Here is a 14,363-nt window from a genome sequence, read left to right on the forward strand (position 1 = left end):
GGATACCGGATCTGAATTCAACGATCAAACAATATTGGAGTGATTTCCATGGGTAAGATTATCGGCATTGACCTGGGCACCACCAACTCCTGCGTGGCCGTTCCGGATGGTGACGGGGTTAAGGTGATTGAGAACGCGGAAGGCGACCGTACCACGCCCTCCATCGTAGCCTACACCGATGAAGGCGAGACGCTGGTGGGCCAGGCGGCCAAGCGCCAGGCGGTGACCAACCCGAAGAACACGCTGTTTGCGATCAAGCGCCTCATTGGCCGTGCCTATAATGACGATGTCGTGCAGAAGGACATCGAAATGGTGCCCTATGACATCGTGAAGAACGACAATGGCGATGCCTGGGTACAGGTGAAGGACGAAAAGATGGCACCGCCGCAGGTGTCCGCTGAAGTCCTCAAGAAAATGAAGAAGAGCGCCGAGGACTATCTCGGTGAGACGGTGACCGAAGCGGTTGTGACGGTTCCGGCTTACTTCAACGACAACCAGCGCCAGGCTACCAAGGACGCCGGCCGCATCGCCGGGCTTGAGGTCAAGCGCATCATCAACGAGCCGACCGCAGCCGCGCTGGCCTATGGCCTGGACAAGCAGGGCAAGGATCGCACCGTGGCCGTCTATGACCTGGGCGGTGGTACCTTTGACATCTCCATCATCGAGATCGCGGATGTTGACGGCGAGAAGCAGTTTGAGGTGCTGGCCACCAGTGGTGACACCTTCCTGGGCGGCGAGGACTTCGACCTGGCGCTGATTGAGCATCTGGCGGATGAATTCAAGAAGGACCAGGGCATCGATCTGCGCGGCGACTCCCTGGCCATGCAGCGCCTGAAGGAAGCCGCCGAGAAAGCCAAGGTCGAGCTCTCCAGCGCCCAGCAGACGGACGTGAACCTGCCGTACATCACGGCGGACCAGAACGGGCCCAAGCACCTGAACGTGAAGGTGACCCGTGCCAAGCTGGAGTCCCTGGTCGAGAACCTGGTCAAGCGCAGCATCGATCCGTGCAAGACCTGCATTGAAGATGCTGGTGTGAAAGTCGGCGACATCGATGAAGTCATCCTGGTGGGCGGCCAGACCCGCATGCCCAAGGTACAGGAAGCGGTTAAAGACTTCTTCGGCAAAGACCCGCGCAAGGACGTGAACCCGGACGAAGCCGTGGCCATGGGTGCAGCCCTGCAGGGCTCCGTGCTCTCTGGCGACGTCAAGGACGTGCTCCTGCTGGACGTGACACCGCTGACCCTGGGCATCGAGACCATGGGTGGTGTGGCCACGCCGGTGATCGAGAAGAACACCACGATCCCGACCAAGAAGTCGCAGACCTTCTCGACCGCCGAGGACAACCAGACCGCGGTGACCATTCACGTGGTCCAGGGCGAGCGCAAGCAGGCGAACCAGAACAAGTCGCTCGGGCGCTTTGACCTTCAGGACATTCCGCCGGCACCGCGCGGCACGCCGCAGATCGAAGTCACTTTCGATATCGACGCCAACGGTATCCTGAACGTCTCCGCCAAGGACAAGGCAACTGGCAAGGAGCAGTCCATCGAGATCAAGGCTTCTTCCGGTCTCACCGAGGACGAAGTGGACCAGATGGTCAAGGACGCCGAGCAGAACGCTCAGGAAGACGAGAAGTTCGAGGAGCTCGTTCAGGCACGGAACCAGGGCGACAGCATGATCCATGCGGTCCGTAAGAGCCTGGAAGAGGCCGGTGACCAGGCTTCCGAGGAAGAGAAGGCCGCCATCGAGAACGCCATCTCCGAACTGGAAGAGGCGATGAAGGGCGACGACAAGGAGCAGATCGAGGCTAAGACCCAGGCCCTGACCGAAGCCTCCTCCAGCCTGGCGCAGAAGATGTACTCTCAGGAAGGTGAGGAAGGCGCCGCCGGGGCCGAAGCCGGCCAGAGCCAGGGCGGCGGGGATGATGCGGTTGATGCCGAGTTCGAGGAAGTCGATGACGATGACAAGCGGTAAAACCGCTGGCATCATCCACACCCTTTGAGCGACGTTCGCGGGAGCCTTCTCCCGCGTTCGTCGTTGTTGTGAACACTTGAATTACGGTTGACAGACTGTCATGGCCAAACGCGATTATTATGAGATCCTTGGCGTCTCCCAGGGCGCTGACGACAAGGAGATCAAGAAAGCATACCGGAAGCTGGCGATGAAGTATCATCCGGATCGCAACCCGGATGACGAAGACGCCGAAGCGCGCTTCAAAGAGGCCAGCGAGGCCTATGAAGTCCTGAGTGACCCCGAAAAGAAAGCTGCCTATGACCAGTTCGGCCATGCCGGTGTGGACGGTTCCGCCGGTGGTGGCGGTGGCTTCGGCGGCGGAGGTGGCGCCAGCTTCTCCGACATCTTCGGGGATGTCTTTGGTGACATCTTCGGTGGCGGCCGCGGCCGCAGTGGCCGGGGCGCGGATCTGCGCTATACGCTGGAGCTGGATCTTGAGGACGCCGTGCGCGGCAAGAACGTCAAGATCGAGATCCCCAGTGCGACCGAGTGCAGCAGCTGCCACGGCAGTGGCGCGGAACCGGGAACCCGCCCGGAAACCTGCGGGACCTGTCGCGGCATGGGCCAGGTGCGCATGCAGCAGGGCTTTTTCTCCGTGCAACAGACCTGCCCCAACTGTCGCGGGGCCGGCCAGATTGTGAAGAACCCCTGCAAGGCGTGCCGTGGCGAAGGCTTTGTGGAAGAGGAAAAGACCCTCTCGGTCAAAGTGCCGCCAGGCGTGGATACGGGCGACCGGATCCGGCTCTCCGGTGAAGGCGAGCCGGGCATGCACGGTGCGGCGCCGGGGGACCTGTACGTCCAGGTCGCCGTCAAGGAGCACCCGATCTTTGATCGCGACGGGCGCAACCTGCACTGCGATGTGCCCATCAGCATCACGGATGCGGCCCTGGGCGGTGAACTGGAAGTGCCCACGCTGGATGGTCGGGTCAAGCTGAAGATCCCGGCGGAAACCCAGAGTGGTAAAACGTTCCGCCTGCGTGGCAAGGGCGTTACACCCGTTCGTGGCGGTGCGCCCGGCGACCTGTTGTGCCGTGTGGTGGTAGAGACGCCGGTTAATCTCACCAAGAAGCAGAAAGAGCTGCTGCGGGAGTTCGAGGCGACGCTCCAGGAGGACAGCGACGGCAAGCAGCATGGGCCGCGCAAGAGCTCCTGGTTTGAAGGCGTGAAGAACTTCTTCGAGGACATGAAGTTCTAGATTGCGGATCCCGGGTCACGGGTTTGGAGGGCAAATGACGCGCATTGCGGTGACCGGCGCTGCCGGTCGAATGGGAAAGACGCTGGTTGAGGCGGTAACGCTGGCCGAGGGCGTAACGCTGGGGGCGGCGACCGTCCATCCGGAGAGTTCGCTGATCGGTTCGGACGTTGGCGAGATTGCCGGCGTTGGCCGCAATGGCGTGCTGCTGGCCGCGGATCTGGCCGAGGTGGTGGATGACTTCGATCTGGTCGTCGACTTCACCTTCCCGGATCTCACCCTGGAGCACCTGGATGTCTGCCGGGAGGCGGGGAAAGCCGCCGTGATCGGCACCACCGGCTTCAGTGACGCCGAGAAACAGCAGCTCGAAGCGAAAAGCGAGGGGCTGAAGGTCGTGTTCGCGCCCAACATGAGCGTGGGCGTGAACCTGCTCCTCCAGATCCTTCAGACCGCCGCCCGGGTTATGGGGGATGACGCTGACGTGGAGATCATTGAGGCGCATCACCGGCACAAGAAGGACGCGCCCTCCGGGACCGCGCTTCGCCTGGGCGAGGTGGTGGCGGATACGCTCGGACGCGATCTCCAGCAATGTGCGGTCTATGGGCGTGAAGGGTTTACCGGCGAGCGCCCGCGCGAGGCCATTGGCTTCGAGACCGTGCGTGCAGGGGATATTGTTGGTGAACACACGGTGATGTTCGCCGGGCTGGGGGAGCGCATCGAGATCAGCCACAAGGCGAGCAGCCGTATGACCTTTGCCCAAGGGGCAGTGCGTGCCGCTCAATGGCTTGTTGAGCAACCGGCTGGGCTGTACGACATGCAGGATGTGCTTGGTCTGGAGTGAGGCCTGGAGTCGAGTAATCCCCGCAACCAAAACCCGGCTACCTGTGCATCCCTGCGCAGGCTGAGCGGCCGGGGAGGTCTTCAGGAAGGGTGAGGCTTCGCTACATGACGAAACAAAATATTATTGGAGTTACCCCGGAATTGCAACAAGTAAATCTCCAAAACCTGAACACGTCTTAAATTGACACCTTCATATGGGCCGCATTAGGATTGCGTCCCTATCTTGCACCCCACTTACCCCTGACCCTAACGGGTGGTTCATCAACAATGCTCAAGCGCCTGAATGCGAAAGATGAGGAGTTGACGGAACTCCAGCGCGCCCTGAACACCTGTCGTAACGGCTTCCTTTCAGCAGGCTTTTTCAGCCTTTTCATTAACCTGTTGATGCTTGTGCCCCCGTTGTACATGCTGCAGGTCTATGATCGGGTCCTGGGCAGCCGCAGCACTGAGACGCTGGTCATGCTCACGCTCGTTGTGGTTATGCTGTTCATCACGCTGGCGTTGCTGCAGATGGTTCGTTCCGCCCTCATGGTCCGTCTCGGCAACCGGCTGGACCAGCACCTGAATACACAGCTGTTTTCCTCCATGTTCCGTTACGCTGTGGACAACCCCGGCGGTCACAGTTCCCAGCCCATTTCGGACCTGACCAGCCTGCGCCAGTTCCTCACCGGCCAGGGAATGTTCGCCTTTTTTGATGGCCCATGGCTTCCCATCTTCATCGGGGTCCTGTTCCTTTTCCATCCCTGGTACGGCTACTTTGCGATTTTTGCGGCCATTGTTCTGGTGGTTATCGCGGTGGCGAACGAGAAGCTCACCAACGACCTCCTCAGTGAAGCCAATGGCCTGAGCATCCAGTCCAACCAGTACGCTGGCGCGGCGCTGCGCAACGCCGAGGTTGTGCATGCTATGGGCATGGAGAACAACCTCCGCCACAAGTGGCTGCAGCGTCATCTCGGTTTTCTCTCCAATCAGGCCAAAGCCAGTGACCGCGCTGCCATCCTGACCAACCTTTCGCGGACCCTGCGGCTGATGTTCCAGTCCATGATGCTCGGTCTCGGGGCCTACCTTGCCATTCACGAAGAAATCACCCCGGGGATGGTCATTGCCGGCTCCATACTGCTGGGCCGTGCGCTTTCTCCGCTGGATACCATGATCGGCTCCTGGAAAGGCTTCAATAGCGCCCGTTCGGCCTGGAAGCGCCTCAACCAGCTTTTTGAGCGGTACCCGGCAGAAAAGCCGCGGATGTCTCTGCCCGCGCCTGAGGGGCATGTCAGCCTTGAAGGTGTGTTTGTGATTCCCCCGGGAAGCAATGTCCCTGCGCTGCGCGGTATTGGCTTTGAACTGCCGGCGGGTGAAGTGCTCGCCGTGGTTGGGCCCAGCGCGGCGGGCAAGAGTTCGCTGGCACGGGCCCTGCTGGGCGTATGGCCCACGGCGAACGGTAAGGTGCGGTTGGATGGCGCGGACGTGCACCAGTGGAACCATGTGGAGCTGGGGCCCCATGTCGGGTACCTGCCACAGGATATTGAGCTTTTTGAAGGTACAATCAGTGAAAATATCTGTCGTTTCGGTGAAGTGAACTCCGAGAAGGTGATTGAAGCAGCCCGGATGGCCGGGGTGCACGAAATGATTCTGCGGCTTCCGGAGGGCTACGATACCCACATCACGACCGACAGTGGTGCCCTGTCCGGCGGTCAGCGTCAGCGTGTGGCGCTGGCCCGCGCCCTTTACGACAAGCCGGCACTGGTTGTGCTGGATGAACCCAACTCCAACCTTGACGATCAGGGCGAGCAGGCACTGCTTCAGGCCATCGAAAACCTGCGGGCGGCGGGCTGTACCGTTGTCCTGATCTCCCATCGCCGCCCGATACTGCGGCTCGTGGATCGAATCCTGGTTCTGTCGGAAGGTCAGGCGGTGGCCTATGGCACCCGGGATGACGTACTTCGTGGCCTTCAGGAGGGGACCATCAAAGTCGGAGACAACCGCCCTGCAGTTAAGGAGGGCGCGGAATGAGCGAACGGAATAAGCCTGAACCGGCCAACGGCGAGCAACAGGGTGAAGCCGCTGCCGAGACCGAAGAAGGCAGTGCCGTGCTCAGCGGCGAATACATCCGCAATGAGCGTGAGGGGCCGGCTGATACTGGCGATGCCCTTCCGGCGGATACCAGCTGGCGGACACGCATCGGCCTGATTATAGTGCTGGTCACCTTTATTGGATTTGGTGGCTGGGCGGTTACTGCCCACCTCGAGGGGGCAGCGATCGCGCCAGGGGAAGTGATCGTGGATTCGAGCAATCGGGTCGTCCAGCACCTGGAAGGCGGTATTGTCTCCGACATCCTGGTTGAGGATGGTGACCGCGTTAAAGAAGGTGAGGTGCTCATGCGCCTCAGCGGTGCCCAGACCCGCTCCCAGCTGCGTACCACTGAGTCGCAGCTCTGGGAGGCGCTTGGGCGTGAGGCGCGGTTGCTCGCGGAACGTTCCGGGGCCGAAAGCATCGACTTCCCGGAAACCCTGCTGGAAAGGCGGGATCAGTCTTCAATCCAGAGCATCCTTGAGGGTCAGAAGGAATTGTTCCAGGCCCGCCGGGAATCCCTCCATGGCCAGCTCGACATCTATACCACCCGTATTGAATCGCAGCGGGCGCAGCTTGAGGGGTATCGGTCCCTGCTTGGCAACCTGGAGCAGCGCATCAACAGCTATGAACAGGAAATCGCGGAATGGCAGGAGCTTTTCGAGCGGGAACTGTCCGACCGGGTTCGGATCAACAAGATGCAGCGGGAAAAGCTGGCGCTGGAAGGTGAGAAAATCACTTCCCAGTCCAAGGCCAGTGAGCTCAAGATTGGCATTGGTGAAACCCGGGCTGAAAAGCTCGTGACGCGGCAGGATTTCATTGAGCAGGTCGCCAGTGACCTGCGCAAGACTCAGGAAAAGCTGGCTGAGCTGCGTTCTCGCCGTGTGGCGCTCAAGGATAAAATGGAGCGTCTGGCGGTTAGGGCGCCGGCAGCGGGACGTATTGTAGGCATGAAGGTTTCCACCGAGGGCGCGGTGATTGGCCCCGGCGACACTATTATGGAAATTGTTCCGAGTGACCAGCAATTCACCATCACAGCCCGTGTAAATCCAACCGATATTGATCGCATCGAGGTGGGTCAGACTGCGGACATCCGTCTCTCCGCGTTCAACTACCAGACGGCGCAACGGCTTCAGGGCCGGGTGACGCGAGTGTCGGCGGATGCGCTCAAGGACGAGAAAAAGCGGGAAAGCAGCCGCTACTACGAGGCCCGGGTGCAGCTCACTGAGGCCGGCAAGGAGCGCATGCGCAAGCAGGACATGTACATGGTGCCGGGCATGCCGGCGGAAGTGATGATCAACACCGGCGAGCGGACCTTCATGGAATATCTTCTGAAGCCGTTTACCCGGTTGGTCGAGCGGGCGTTCCGCGAGGAGTAAATAGTGATGACGGGCACGAAAAGCGCAACGGTTCGGGCGGTTTGCGTGCTACTGGCGCTGGCGCCGTTTGGTGCGGTATCGGCGGGGCCAGTACCACAGCTTGACCTGGTGACCGCTTATGAGAACGCCCTCGCGCGTAACAACCAGATTCGCCAGGGCGAGCAGCAGGTCGAGGCGAGCAGGGAAGGAGTGAACAAGGCCTATTCCGCCGTTAAGCCCCAGATTGAGGCCACCGCCAGTTACGGGACCTCGGACTACCAGCGCAACATCAACAGCCCCCTCGGCGGGCGAACGACCGAAGAAGACCGGGAGACCCATCGGCGGTTTGATATAACGATGGGGCAGGTCATCTATTCGCAAAAGGCGTTCAGCGGTATTACCGAGGCCCAGGCGGAGCTCAAGAGCACAAAAAAGCAGAAGTATTCCAAGACAACGGATGTTCAGCTCAGTGTGATCCAGCATTATCTGGCTGTGCTGCGCTCAGAGCGCCAGCTTGAGGTCGCCCAGGAGGAACTGGCCAGTCATCGCAAGCGGCTTGAGCGCATTGAAGGGCTGCGTGAGCGCGGCTTTGCCACCCGGGGCGACAAACTGGAGGCCCAGGCGCAGATTGACCAGGCTAGGACGCGGGTGGTGCGGCTCCGTAATGAGGCGCAGACGGCACGTAACCGTCTTACCCAGTTCTCGGCCACCCGGTTTGAGCGGTTGGATCCAGTGAATACCGACCTGTGGCGGCGCACGCCAGAGCTGCTTGCGCGCAGGGATTGGGAAGAGCAGGTGCTCAAGCACGCCGCCAGTATTGAAAAACGCCGCGCTGACGTTGAGCTGCGTGAGGCTCAGCGTGACCGGGCCAGGGCTGAGCATTACCCGGAACTGCATCTGCGTGCGCGCTACACGGACAACGATACCTGGGCCACCAACCTCCGGCGTGAGGCGCGGCTGGCACTTGAGCTGAGTGTGCCCATTTATAGTGGTGGCCGGGTTTCCGCCTCCAGGCGGGCTTCGAACAACGAGCTGCGTGCCGCCGAATACGCGCTGGCACATCAGCGAGAGCGGCTTAAGGTGGATTTGAGCAACATCCTTCAGAATCTTGATGGCAGCCACGCCAGCATCCAGTCGTTGCGCGCATCGATGGAATCGGCTTCAGCGGCGCTGGAGGAAGCGGAGAGCGGTTTTGAGGCTGGCGTTAGGGACCTGACCGATGTGCTGGATGCCCGCAATCGCCTTTCAGACGTGAAGCAGAAGCTGGCTGCCAAGACGTACGAGAACCTTTTTCACCAGTTCGAGCTGCTGGTGATCAGTGGCAACCTTGAGCAACAGGATCTGGCTGTTTTGATGGCTGCCTCGGGCTGACTCAGTACGAAGGCGCCCTCCTGGTCACTTCCAGTTTCGGAGGCAGCCAGGCACTGCCCAGAAAACGGGCCAGGTTCACGTTGATTACCTCAAACGTGTAGGCCAGGTCCTGCCAGTGGTAGTTGCGTTCCACATGGGCCTCGCCGGTGTGGGCGGCTACCGAGAGGGAATAGCTGCCTTCACCCAGTCGGCACTCAAAGTGGAAGCGGTAGGTCAGCGTTTCCCCCGCCACAGCATCCTGGACAATCTCGCCAAGCTGGAATGTATTGGTCCCGAATATTTCCTGGCGCAGGCGGTTTTTCAGTACATAGCCCACAACCAGCTCCGGCAGTTGCTCGTTCACCGCAACCTCGATCTCCAGTAGCAGCTCCTGCCCCACCCGGGCCACCTCCACGGGGCTGCCGTCATCCGCGTCCATCAGGGCCACTCGGGTGACCTCTGCTTCCCAGGTGCCGGAGGTCGTCGCAATGCGCCCGTCCTCCAATGGCCGGGTCTGAACGTGATGCTCGCGGTTGCCTTTGTTCGCCAGCATGGCGTTGTAGTAGTCCATCACGGCTTCCGGGGCGCCCTCCTGGCTTACCCGTCCGTTTTCCAGCAACACTACCCGGTCGCAGATCCGCTGGATGGCCCCCCGGTCATGGGAAACGATCAGCAGGGTCGTACCCGCGTGCTGCATGGCCCGGATGCGCTCAAAACTCTTGTGCTGGAAATAGGCATCACCCACTGAAAGGGCCTCATCCACGATCAGCACTTCGGGGCGGCGCACGGTCGCTACCGCAAAGGTGACCCGCATCTGCATGCCGCTGGAATAGGTGCGGAGGGGGCGGTCAAAGTATTCCCCTACCTCCGCGAAGGCTTCCACCTCGGGCAGCAGGGACTCCACCTCCCGGGCATCCAGTCCCATCATGCTCAGACCGTGGCGCGCGTTCTCACGCCCCGTGAACTCTCCCTGGAATCCCATGCCGAGTTCCAGTATGGCGCGCACATCCCCTTCGAGGTGAACCTCGCCTTCCGTCGGGATCATGGTGCCGGCAATCATCTTCAGCAGTGTGCTCTTGCCAGCACCGTTTTCGCCCACCAGACCCACCGCCTCGCCGGGCTCGGCCTTGAAGCTGATGTCGCGCAGCACCCAGTGTTCCTCTATACCGGTTACCCGGAAGCCGAGCCAGCTCATGATGCGGTGGCGGCCGCTGGGGTAGGTGCGAAAGGCTTTGCCCAGGTTGCGAATGTCGATTGCGTTCATAGGTGGTCCGCGAGTTCGTCATGGACGCGCGGGTACAGCAGCAGCGTCAGGGTCATGAAAATAAGCGTCAGGGCGGTGAGCAGGGCCACGCTGGAAAGCGGCGGCATGCTGTGATAAAGGATAACCTGCTGGAAGCCCTCAACCAGGTGCTTGACCGGATTGAACTCAAACCAGATGTGGTAGGGCTCAGGCAGCATGGGCAGGGCGTAGACAATAGGGGTGAGCCAGAATACAAACTGCAGGACCACGGATACGGCCTGGTGTACATCCCGGAAGAATACATTGATCAGGCCCAGGAAGAGTCCCAGTGAAATACTGAACGCCAGTGCCAGCACGAATAACGGTGCCAGCCACAGGAACGCAAGGCTTGGCCAGTGCCCCAGGAAAAGAAAGACCACCAGCATCATCGCCAGCAGCGAAAGGCCGTTGACACTCACCGTCCCGAAGGCAATGGCTGGCAGCAGCCCCTTGGGAAAGGCCACCTTCTGGATCAGGTCGCCGTGCTCAATAAAGCTCAGCATGCCCCGGTTCAGCCCCTCCGAGAACAGCGTCCACCCCAGGATGCCGCTCATGATGTAGATGGGGTATGCGTAAATACTTTCGGTCCCCGGAAGCTTGGCGGACAGGAGGTTGGACAGAATCAGGCTGTAGATCAGCACCAGGGCCAGCGGCTGGATCAGCATCCACAGTAGCCCCAGGCGGCTGCGCGCGTAGGTGGCCTTGATGTCCGTGCGGACCGCGCTCAGCACAAAGAAGCGGTAGGAGGCCCAGTACCGGAGCCGTTCCAGCAGTGCCGCCATCAGCAACCTCCTCTCAGGTGTAACCAGTTGGTGTCCGCTTCGGCCGCCTCCAGAAGCTGGTGGTGCGCCGCCGCCACATGGCGCCAGTCGTGCTCTTCCAGCCATTGTTGGCGTGTTTCGCGTAGCCTTGCCAGGCGATCTTCATCCAGGCCCTGCCAGGCCTCTTCCAGCAGATCTTGAATCGCATCCGCGTGGTAACCATCAATAGCGAGGGTTACGTTGCGGACTTCGTCGAAGATCCGGGCGGGCGTGACCGCCACCCGATCGGAGGCCGCCACCGCCATGCGCACGGCGCCACTGGCGGACTCCGGCGTCTGTTCATAGGGCAGTATCACCAGGTCCGCGGCGCCAAGCTCGCGGAACACCTGCTCATCCGGCAGGAATTCCGTCACCAGCCGCACCTGCTGTTCGAGCCCGAGGGCCTTGATGCGTTCGCTGCATGCGGTGCGATGGGCTTTCGAGTCGGGGTTGGAATGGAGGCTGTTGAGCAGGTTCAGCCGTGCCCCGGCACGTGCCTCCGGCGCGCGGGCGACGAAGGCCCCAAACGCCTCGATCAGCGTCAGGATGCCTTTGTGCGGCATCATGAAGCCAAAGGAGGCGATGTTAAGGGGTGCAGGCTCCACCGGTTCCGGCGTAACGGCGCCGCTTCCCGGGGCGCGGGCAACGCCGTGAGGAAGCACCAGGGTGTTGTCCACCACGCCCAGCTGGCGCAGAACGTTCAGGTCCGAGACATGGTGCACCACCACCCGGTAGAACCGGTTCAGGCAGTTCGCCACGGCGGCTTGTTCCGTGGCGCTCATGGCCAGTATCGGGCGGGTCGCGTGCAGGGTGATCACCCGTACACGGCCGTGGGCTGTTGCCTTGCCAACCGCCTCGGCCAGGGGGTCATCCAGCGGGTAGAGTCCCGGGTGATGTTGCAGCCATACCGGCTGGTCATCGCCGCGCAGCCGGCTGAGCAGCGCAGCAGGGAGTTGGCGCTGTGGTTCCCAGCAAGGGGTAATGCCGCTCAGTGCGTCCGCCATCGGTGGCTGCTCGCCAACGCCTTGATGAGGGGCGAGCACCTCCAGGGCCAGCGCCGGGCTGCCCTCCAGCAAGCCACGCGCCAGGTACCGGCTGTATTCAGCAATGCCGCAGGCATCGCCCCAGGTGCTCAGCAGGCTCAACCGGGAGAGACCGGGCGGCTCCTGTGGGCTGTAACGGGCCAGCTGCGTCAGCGCGGCCGCCATGCGTTGGCGCGACTCTGGCGAAAAATACCGTTCAGTGACGGTCTCGCGGGCGGCATCCGGCACAGGGGGTGGCCCCTCGCGCAGGCGTTCCGCCACGGCCAGGCACTGGCGTTCCAGGTCCTCGGTGTCCGGGTCCACCCACACCGACCCGGGCGGGCCTACATGACTCTGGGAGGGCGCAAACCGGAAATTGCAGAACCAGACTCCGTCGCCATGCAGGAAGTCCGTTTGCGCGCCGTAGCCCGTTGTGACCAGTGCCAGACCCCGTCTCAGGGCCTCAATGGCGGGCAGGTTCAGTCCTTCACCGCGCGTGGGCAGCACCACCGCATCGGCACTCTGGTACAGCGCATCCATCGCGTCATCGCTGTAATCGTCGAGGATCAGCTCCACCCGCTCCCGGTGCTCCGGGCGGATCAGCTGTTCAATCAGTGCTTCGGTCTCATTGTGGGGATTGGGGAACGTCTTGATGGTCAGGATTGCGTCCGGCACCCGCGTAAGCACCTGGTCGAAGGCACGCAGCAGTACATCCACGCCCTTACGCGGAAAGCAGGACGATACGTGCAGAAAACGCATCCCGCCCGCCGGGCCCTCCGGGGCGTCATCCAGGCCATCCTGCAACGGCATGGGCACCACCGCCACTGGTACCCGGCAGCCGGAATCCACAAGGGCCTTCTTGACCAGCCAGCAGGTCACCAGTACACCCCGGTAGCCGGCATTGATCCGCGCAATGGTCGCCGCTGGTACCAGTGACTCCTCCCAGAAGAACAGCAGTACAGGCAGCCCGTTGCCCGGGTCCGGGTGTTCCACCACCGGAAAGTGGTGGTAAAGGGCCACGTCGGCGCCTGGCGGGCCGCCCTTGAGCGGCTCAAGCCGTGCCAGCACGCCTGGGGCGACATCCTTGATCACATTCGTGGGTACGCCTTCCCTGGGGACCAACTGAACCCGCGTACTGTCGACCTCTTCCGCGAGTGCCAGCACAATCTGGCGGTTGACCGCCGCCAGGCTGTAGGTGCCGCTGAGGTGGCCCTCAAAGCGTACCCGCAGGGGCTGGTTCAATGCGGGTGCCAGCTGGTGTTCGGCAAGGAACTGCTGGCGCACCTGGGCGGGGGGTGGCATCGGGCCCAGGGGGCCCGTGGCTTCATCCTCTGGGCCCAGCCAGGGAGTGCCGCTGTTGCCGCCGGCGCGCTGGCGCAGGTATCGCCGTACGGGGCCACCAAGCCCCATGAGATCCAGAATCCGGCCTATCTGGCGGCGCCAGAATCCCCAGTGCCTGGCCGCCGCCGCTACCGTGCGCAACCAGTCAAGCACCGCATCCTGGCGCTGCTGGAACCGCTGCAGCCGTCGGGTCAGCCGATCAACGCGCTCCAGTTCTTCCCGGAGGGCCGCCTCGCGCAGGTGCATGGCGTGTTCGCATTCGTGTTTCTGGCGCTCCAGCTCCGTCTGCACCAGCCGCAGCTCCTGCTGCATCCGTTGCAGAAGCGCACCCTGTTCGCGCTCGCGCTGCCCCTCCCAGTCCGCCACAGCCTGGTCCGGGGCTACCCCGGGGGTGGCCGCCAGCAGGGGGGCCAGTGCCGAGGTCGCTTCCTCATGGCCGGGCTTCTGGGCCAGTACGGCATAATCCGGGCTTACGCCCTTCAATACCCCCATGAAGCCAGCATCGGCGCCGGGCGCCCAGTCCGGATCCTCGTTGAGCCGCTGCACCACTGCTGGCGCCAGTCCGGTGTACTCGGCCACAAAGCGCAGCAGCCCCGGCGGCAGCGGCTTTTCGTGGGTGGGGTCGGTATGGAAGTAACAGCTGCCTACCAGCAGGTTTTCCGGGTTCGGCGTCTCCAGGATCAGCAATCCGCCCGGAGCCAGCGCGCGCTGCGCCTCGGACACCAGCGCCAGCAGCGTGGCAAACGGCAGGTGTTCGACCAGGTGAAAGGCTGTTACGAGGCCCAGTGAGTCTGTTGCCGCCTGCTCCAACGCCGCCAGTGCGTCGCCGTAAACCCCATCCACGCCACGGGCGCGGCAACCTTCCAGCATGCCGTCATCCAGATCCACGCCGCGGCCTGCCAGGCCTTCTTCCGCCAGCAGCGACAACCATTCGCCCCGCCCGCAGCCAAGGTCCAGCGCCGGCGCGCTGAGTGTGCCGGCCAGCGCCCGCAGAAAGGGGCGATAAAAGGAAAGCCGCTCCAGAACCGCCGCCTCCGAGCCGCGCAGGCTGTCCTCAAAGGCACGGTAAAAGTCATTGGTCATAGATCTGGGGTCCGCCGT

9 protein-coding genes are annotated in these 14,363 nt (G+C 62.2%); 6 read left to right on the forward strand and 3 right to left on the reverse strand.

Going from position 1 to position 14,363, the window contains the following annotated elements; all coding sequences use genetic code 11:
• The first annotated feature begins 48 nt into the window (after window positions 1-48).
• The 6 genes from dnaK (at window position 49) to AC1RQI_RS04975 (ending at window position 8,838) form a co-directional block, all read left to right on the forward strand.
• On the forward strand, window positions 49-1,971 hold the full coding sequence (dnaK, locus tag AC1RQI_RS04950; protein ID WP_481903897.1) for a molecular chaperone DnaK: 1,923 nt from the start codon (window positions 49-51) through the stop codon (window positions 1,969-1,971).
• A 100-nt stretch (window positions 1,972-2,071) separates the two neighbouring features.
• Window positions 2,072-3,205, forward strand: a complete 1,134-nt coding sequence (gene dnaJ, locus AC1RQI_RS04955) for a molecular chaperone DnaJ (protein WP_416633371.1) — start codon at window positions 2,072-2,074, stop codon at window positions 3,203-3,205.
• A 34-nt stretch (window positions 3,206-3,239) separates the two neighbouring features.
• Complete coding sequence (dapB, locus tag AC1RQI_RS04960) at window positions 3,240-4,043, forward strand: 4-hydroxy-tetrahydrodipicolinate reductase (RefSeq protein WP_481903898.1); 804 nt, start codon at window positions 3,240-3,242, stop codon at window positions 4,041-4,043.
• A gap of 266 nt (window positions 4,044-4,309) precedes the next feature.
• Complete coding sequence (locus AC1RQI_RS04965) at window positions 4,310-6,052, forward strand: type I secretion system permease/ATPase (RefSeq protein ID WP_481903899.1); 1,743 nt, start codon at window positions 4,310-4,312, stop codon at window positions 6,050-6,052.
• Window positions 6,049-7,488, forward strand: coding sequence for an HlyD family type I secretion periplasmic adaptor subunit (locus AC1RQI_RS04970; protein WP_481903900.1), 1,440 nt, complete (start codon window positions 6,049-6,051; stop codon window positions 7,486-7,488). The genes AC1RQI_RS04965 and AC1RQI_RS04970 overlap by 4 nt, the downstream gene beginning before the upstream one ends.
• A 6-nt stretch (window positions 7,489-7,494) precedes the next feature.
• On the forward strand, window positions 7,495-8,838 hold the full coding sequence (locus AC1RQI_RS04975) for a TolC family protein (protein ID WP_481903901.1): 1,344 nt from the start codon (window positions 7,495-7,497) through the stop codon (window positions 8,836-8,838).
• Between the two features lies 1 nt (window position 8,839).
• Here AC1RQI_RS04975 and AC1RQI_RS04980 read toward each other — a convergent pair whose 3' ends face one another.
• The 3 genes from AC1RQI_RS04980 to AC1RQI_RS04990 are packed head-to-tail and all read right to left on the reverse strand — an operon-like array spanning window position 8,840 to window position 14,345.
• Entirely contained in the window at window positions 8,840-10,081 is a 1,242-nt protein-coding gene (locus AC1RQI_RS04980) for an ABC transporter ATP-binding protein (RefSeq protein ID WP_481903902.1), read from the reverse strand.
• Window positions 10,078-10,881 (reverse strand): ABC transporter permease, encoded by an 804-nt coding sequence (locus AC1RQI_RS04985; RefSeq protein ID WP_481903903.1) that lies wholly within the window; start codon window positions 10,879-10,881, stop codon window positions 10,078-10,080. The genes AC1RQI_RS04980 and AC1RQI_RS04985 overlap by 4 nt, the downstream gene beginning before the upstream one ends.
• On the reverse strand, window positions 10,881-14,345 hold the full coding sequence (locus AC1RQI_RS04990) for a glycosyltransferase (RefSeq protein ID WP_481903904.1): 3,465 nt from the start codon (window positions 14,343-14,345) through the stop codon (window positions 10,881-10,883). Before AC1RQI_RS04990 ends, AC1RQI_RS04985 begins: the two co-directional genes overlap by 1 nt.
• Window positions 14,346-14,363: the final 18 nt, after the last annotated feature.

The organism is Salicola sp. AFF1, from assembly GCF_056783195.1.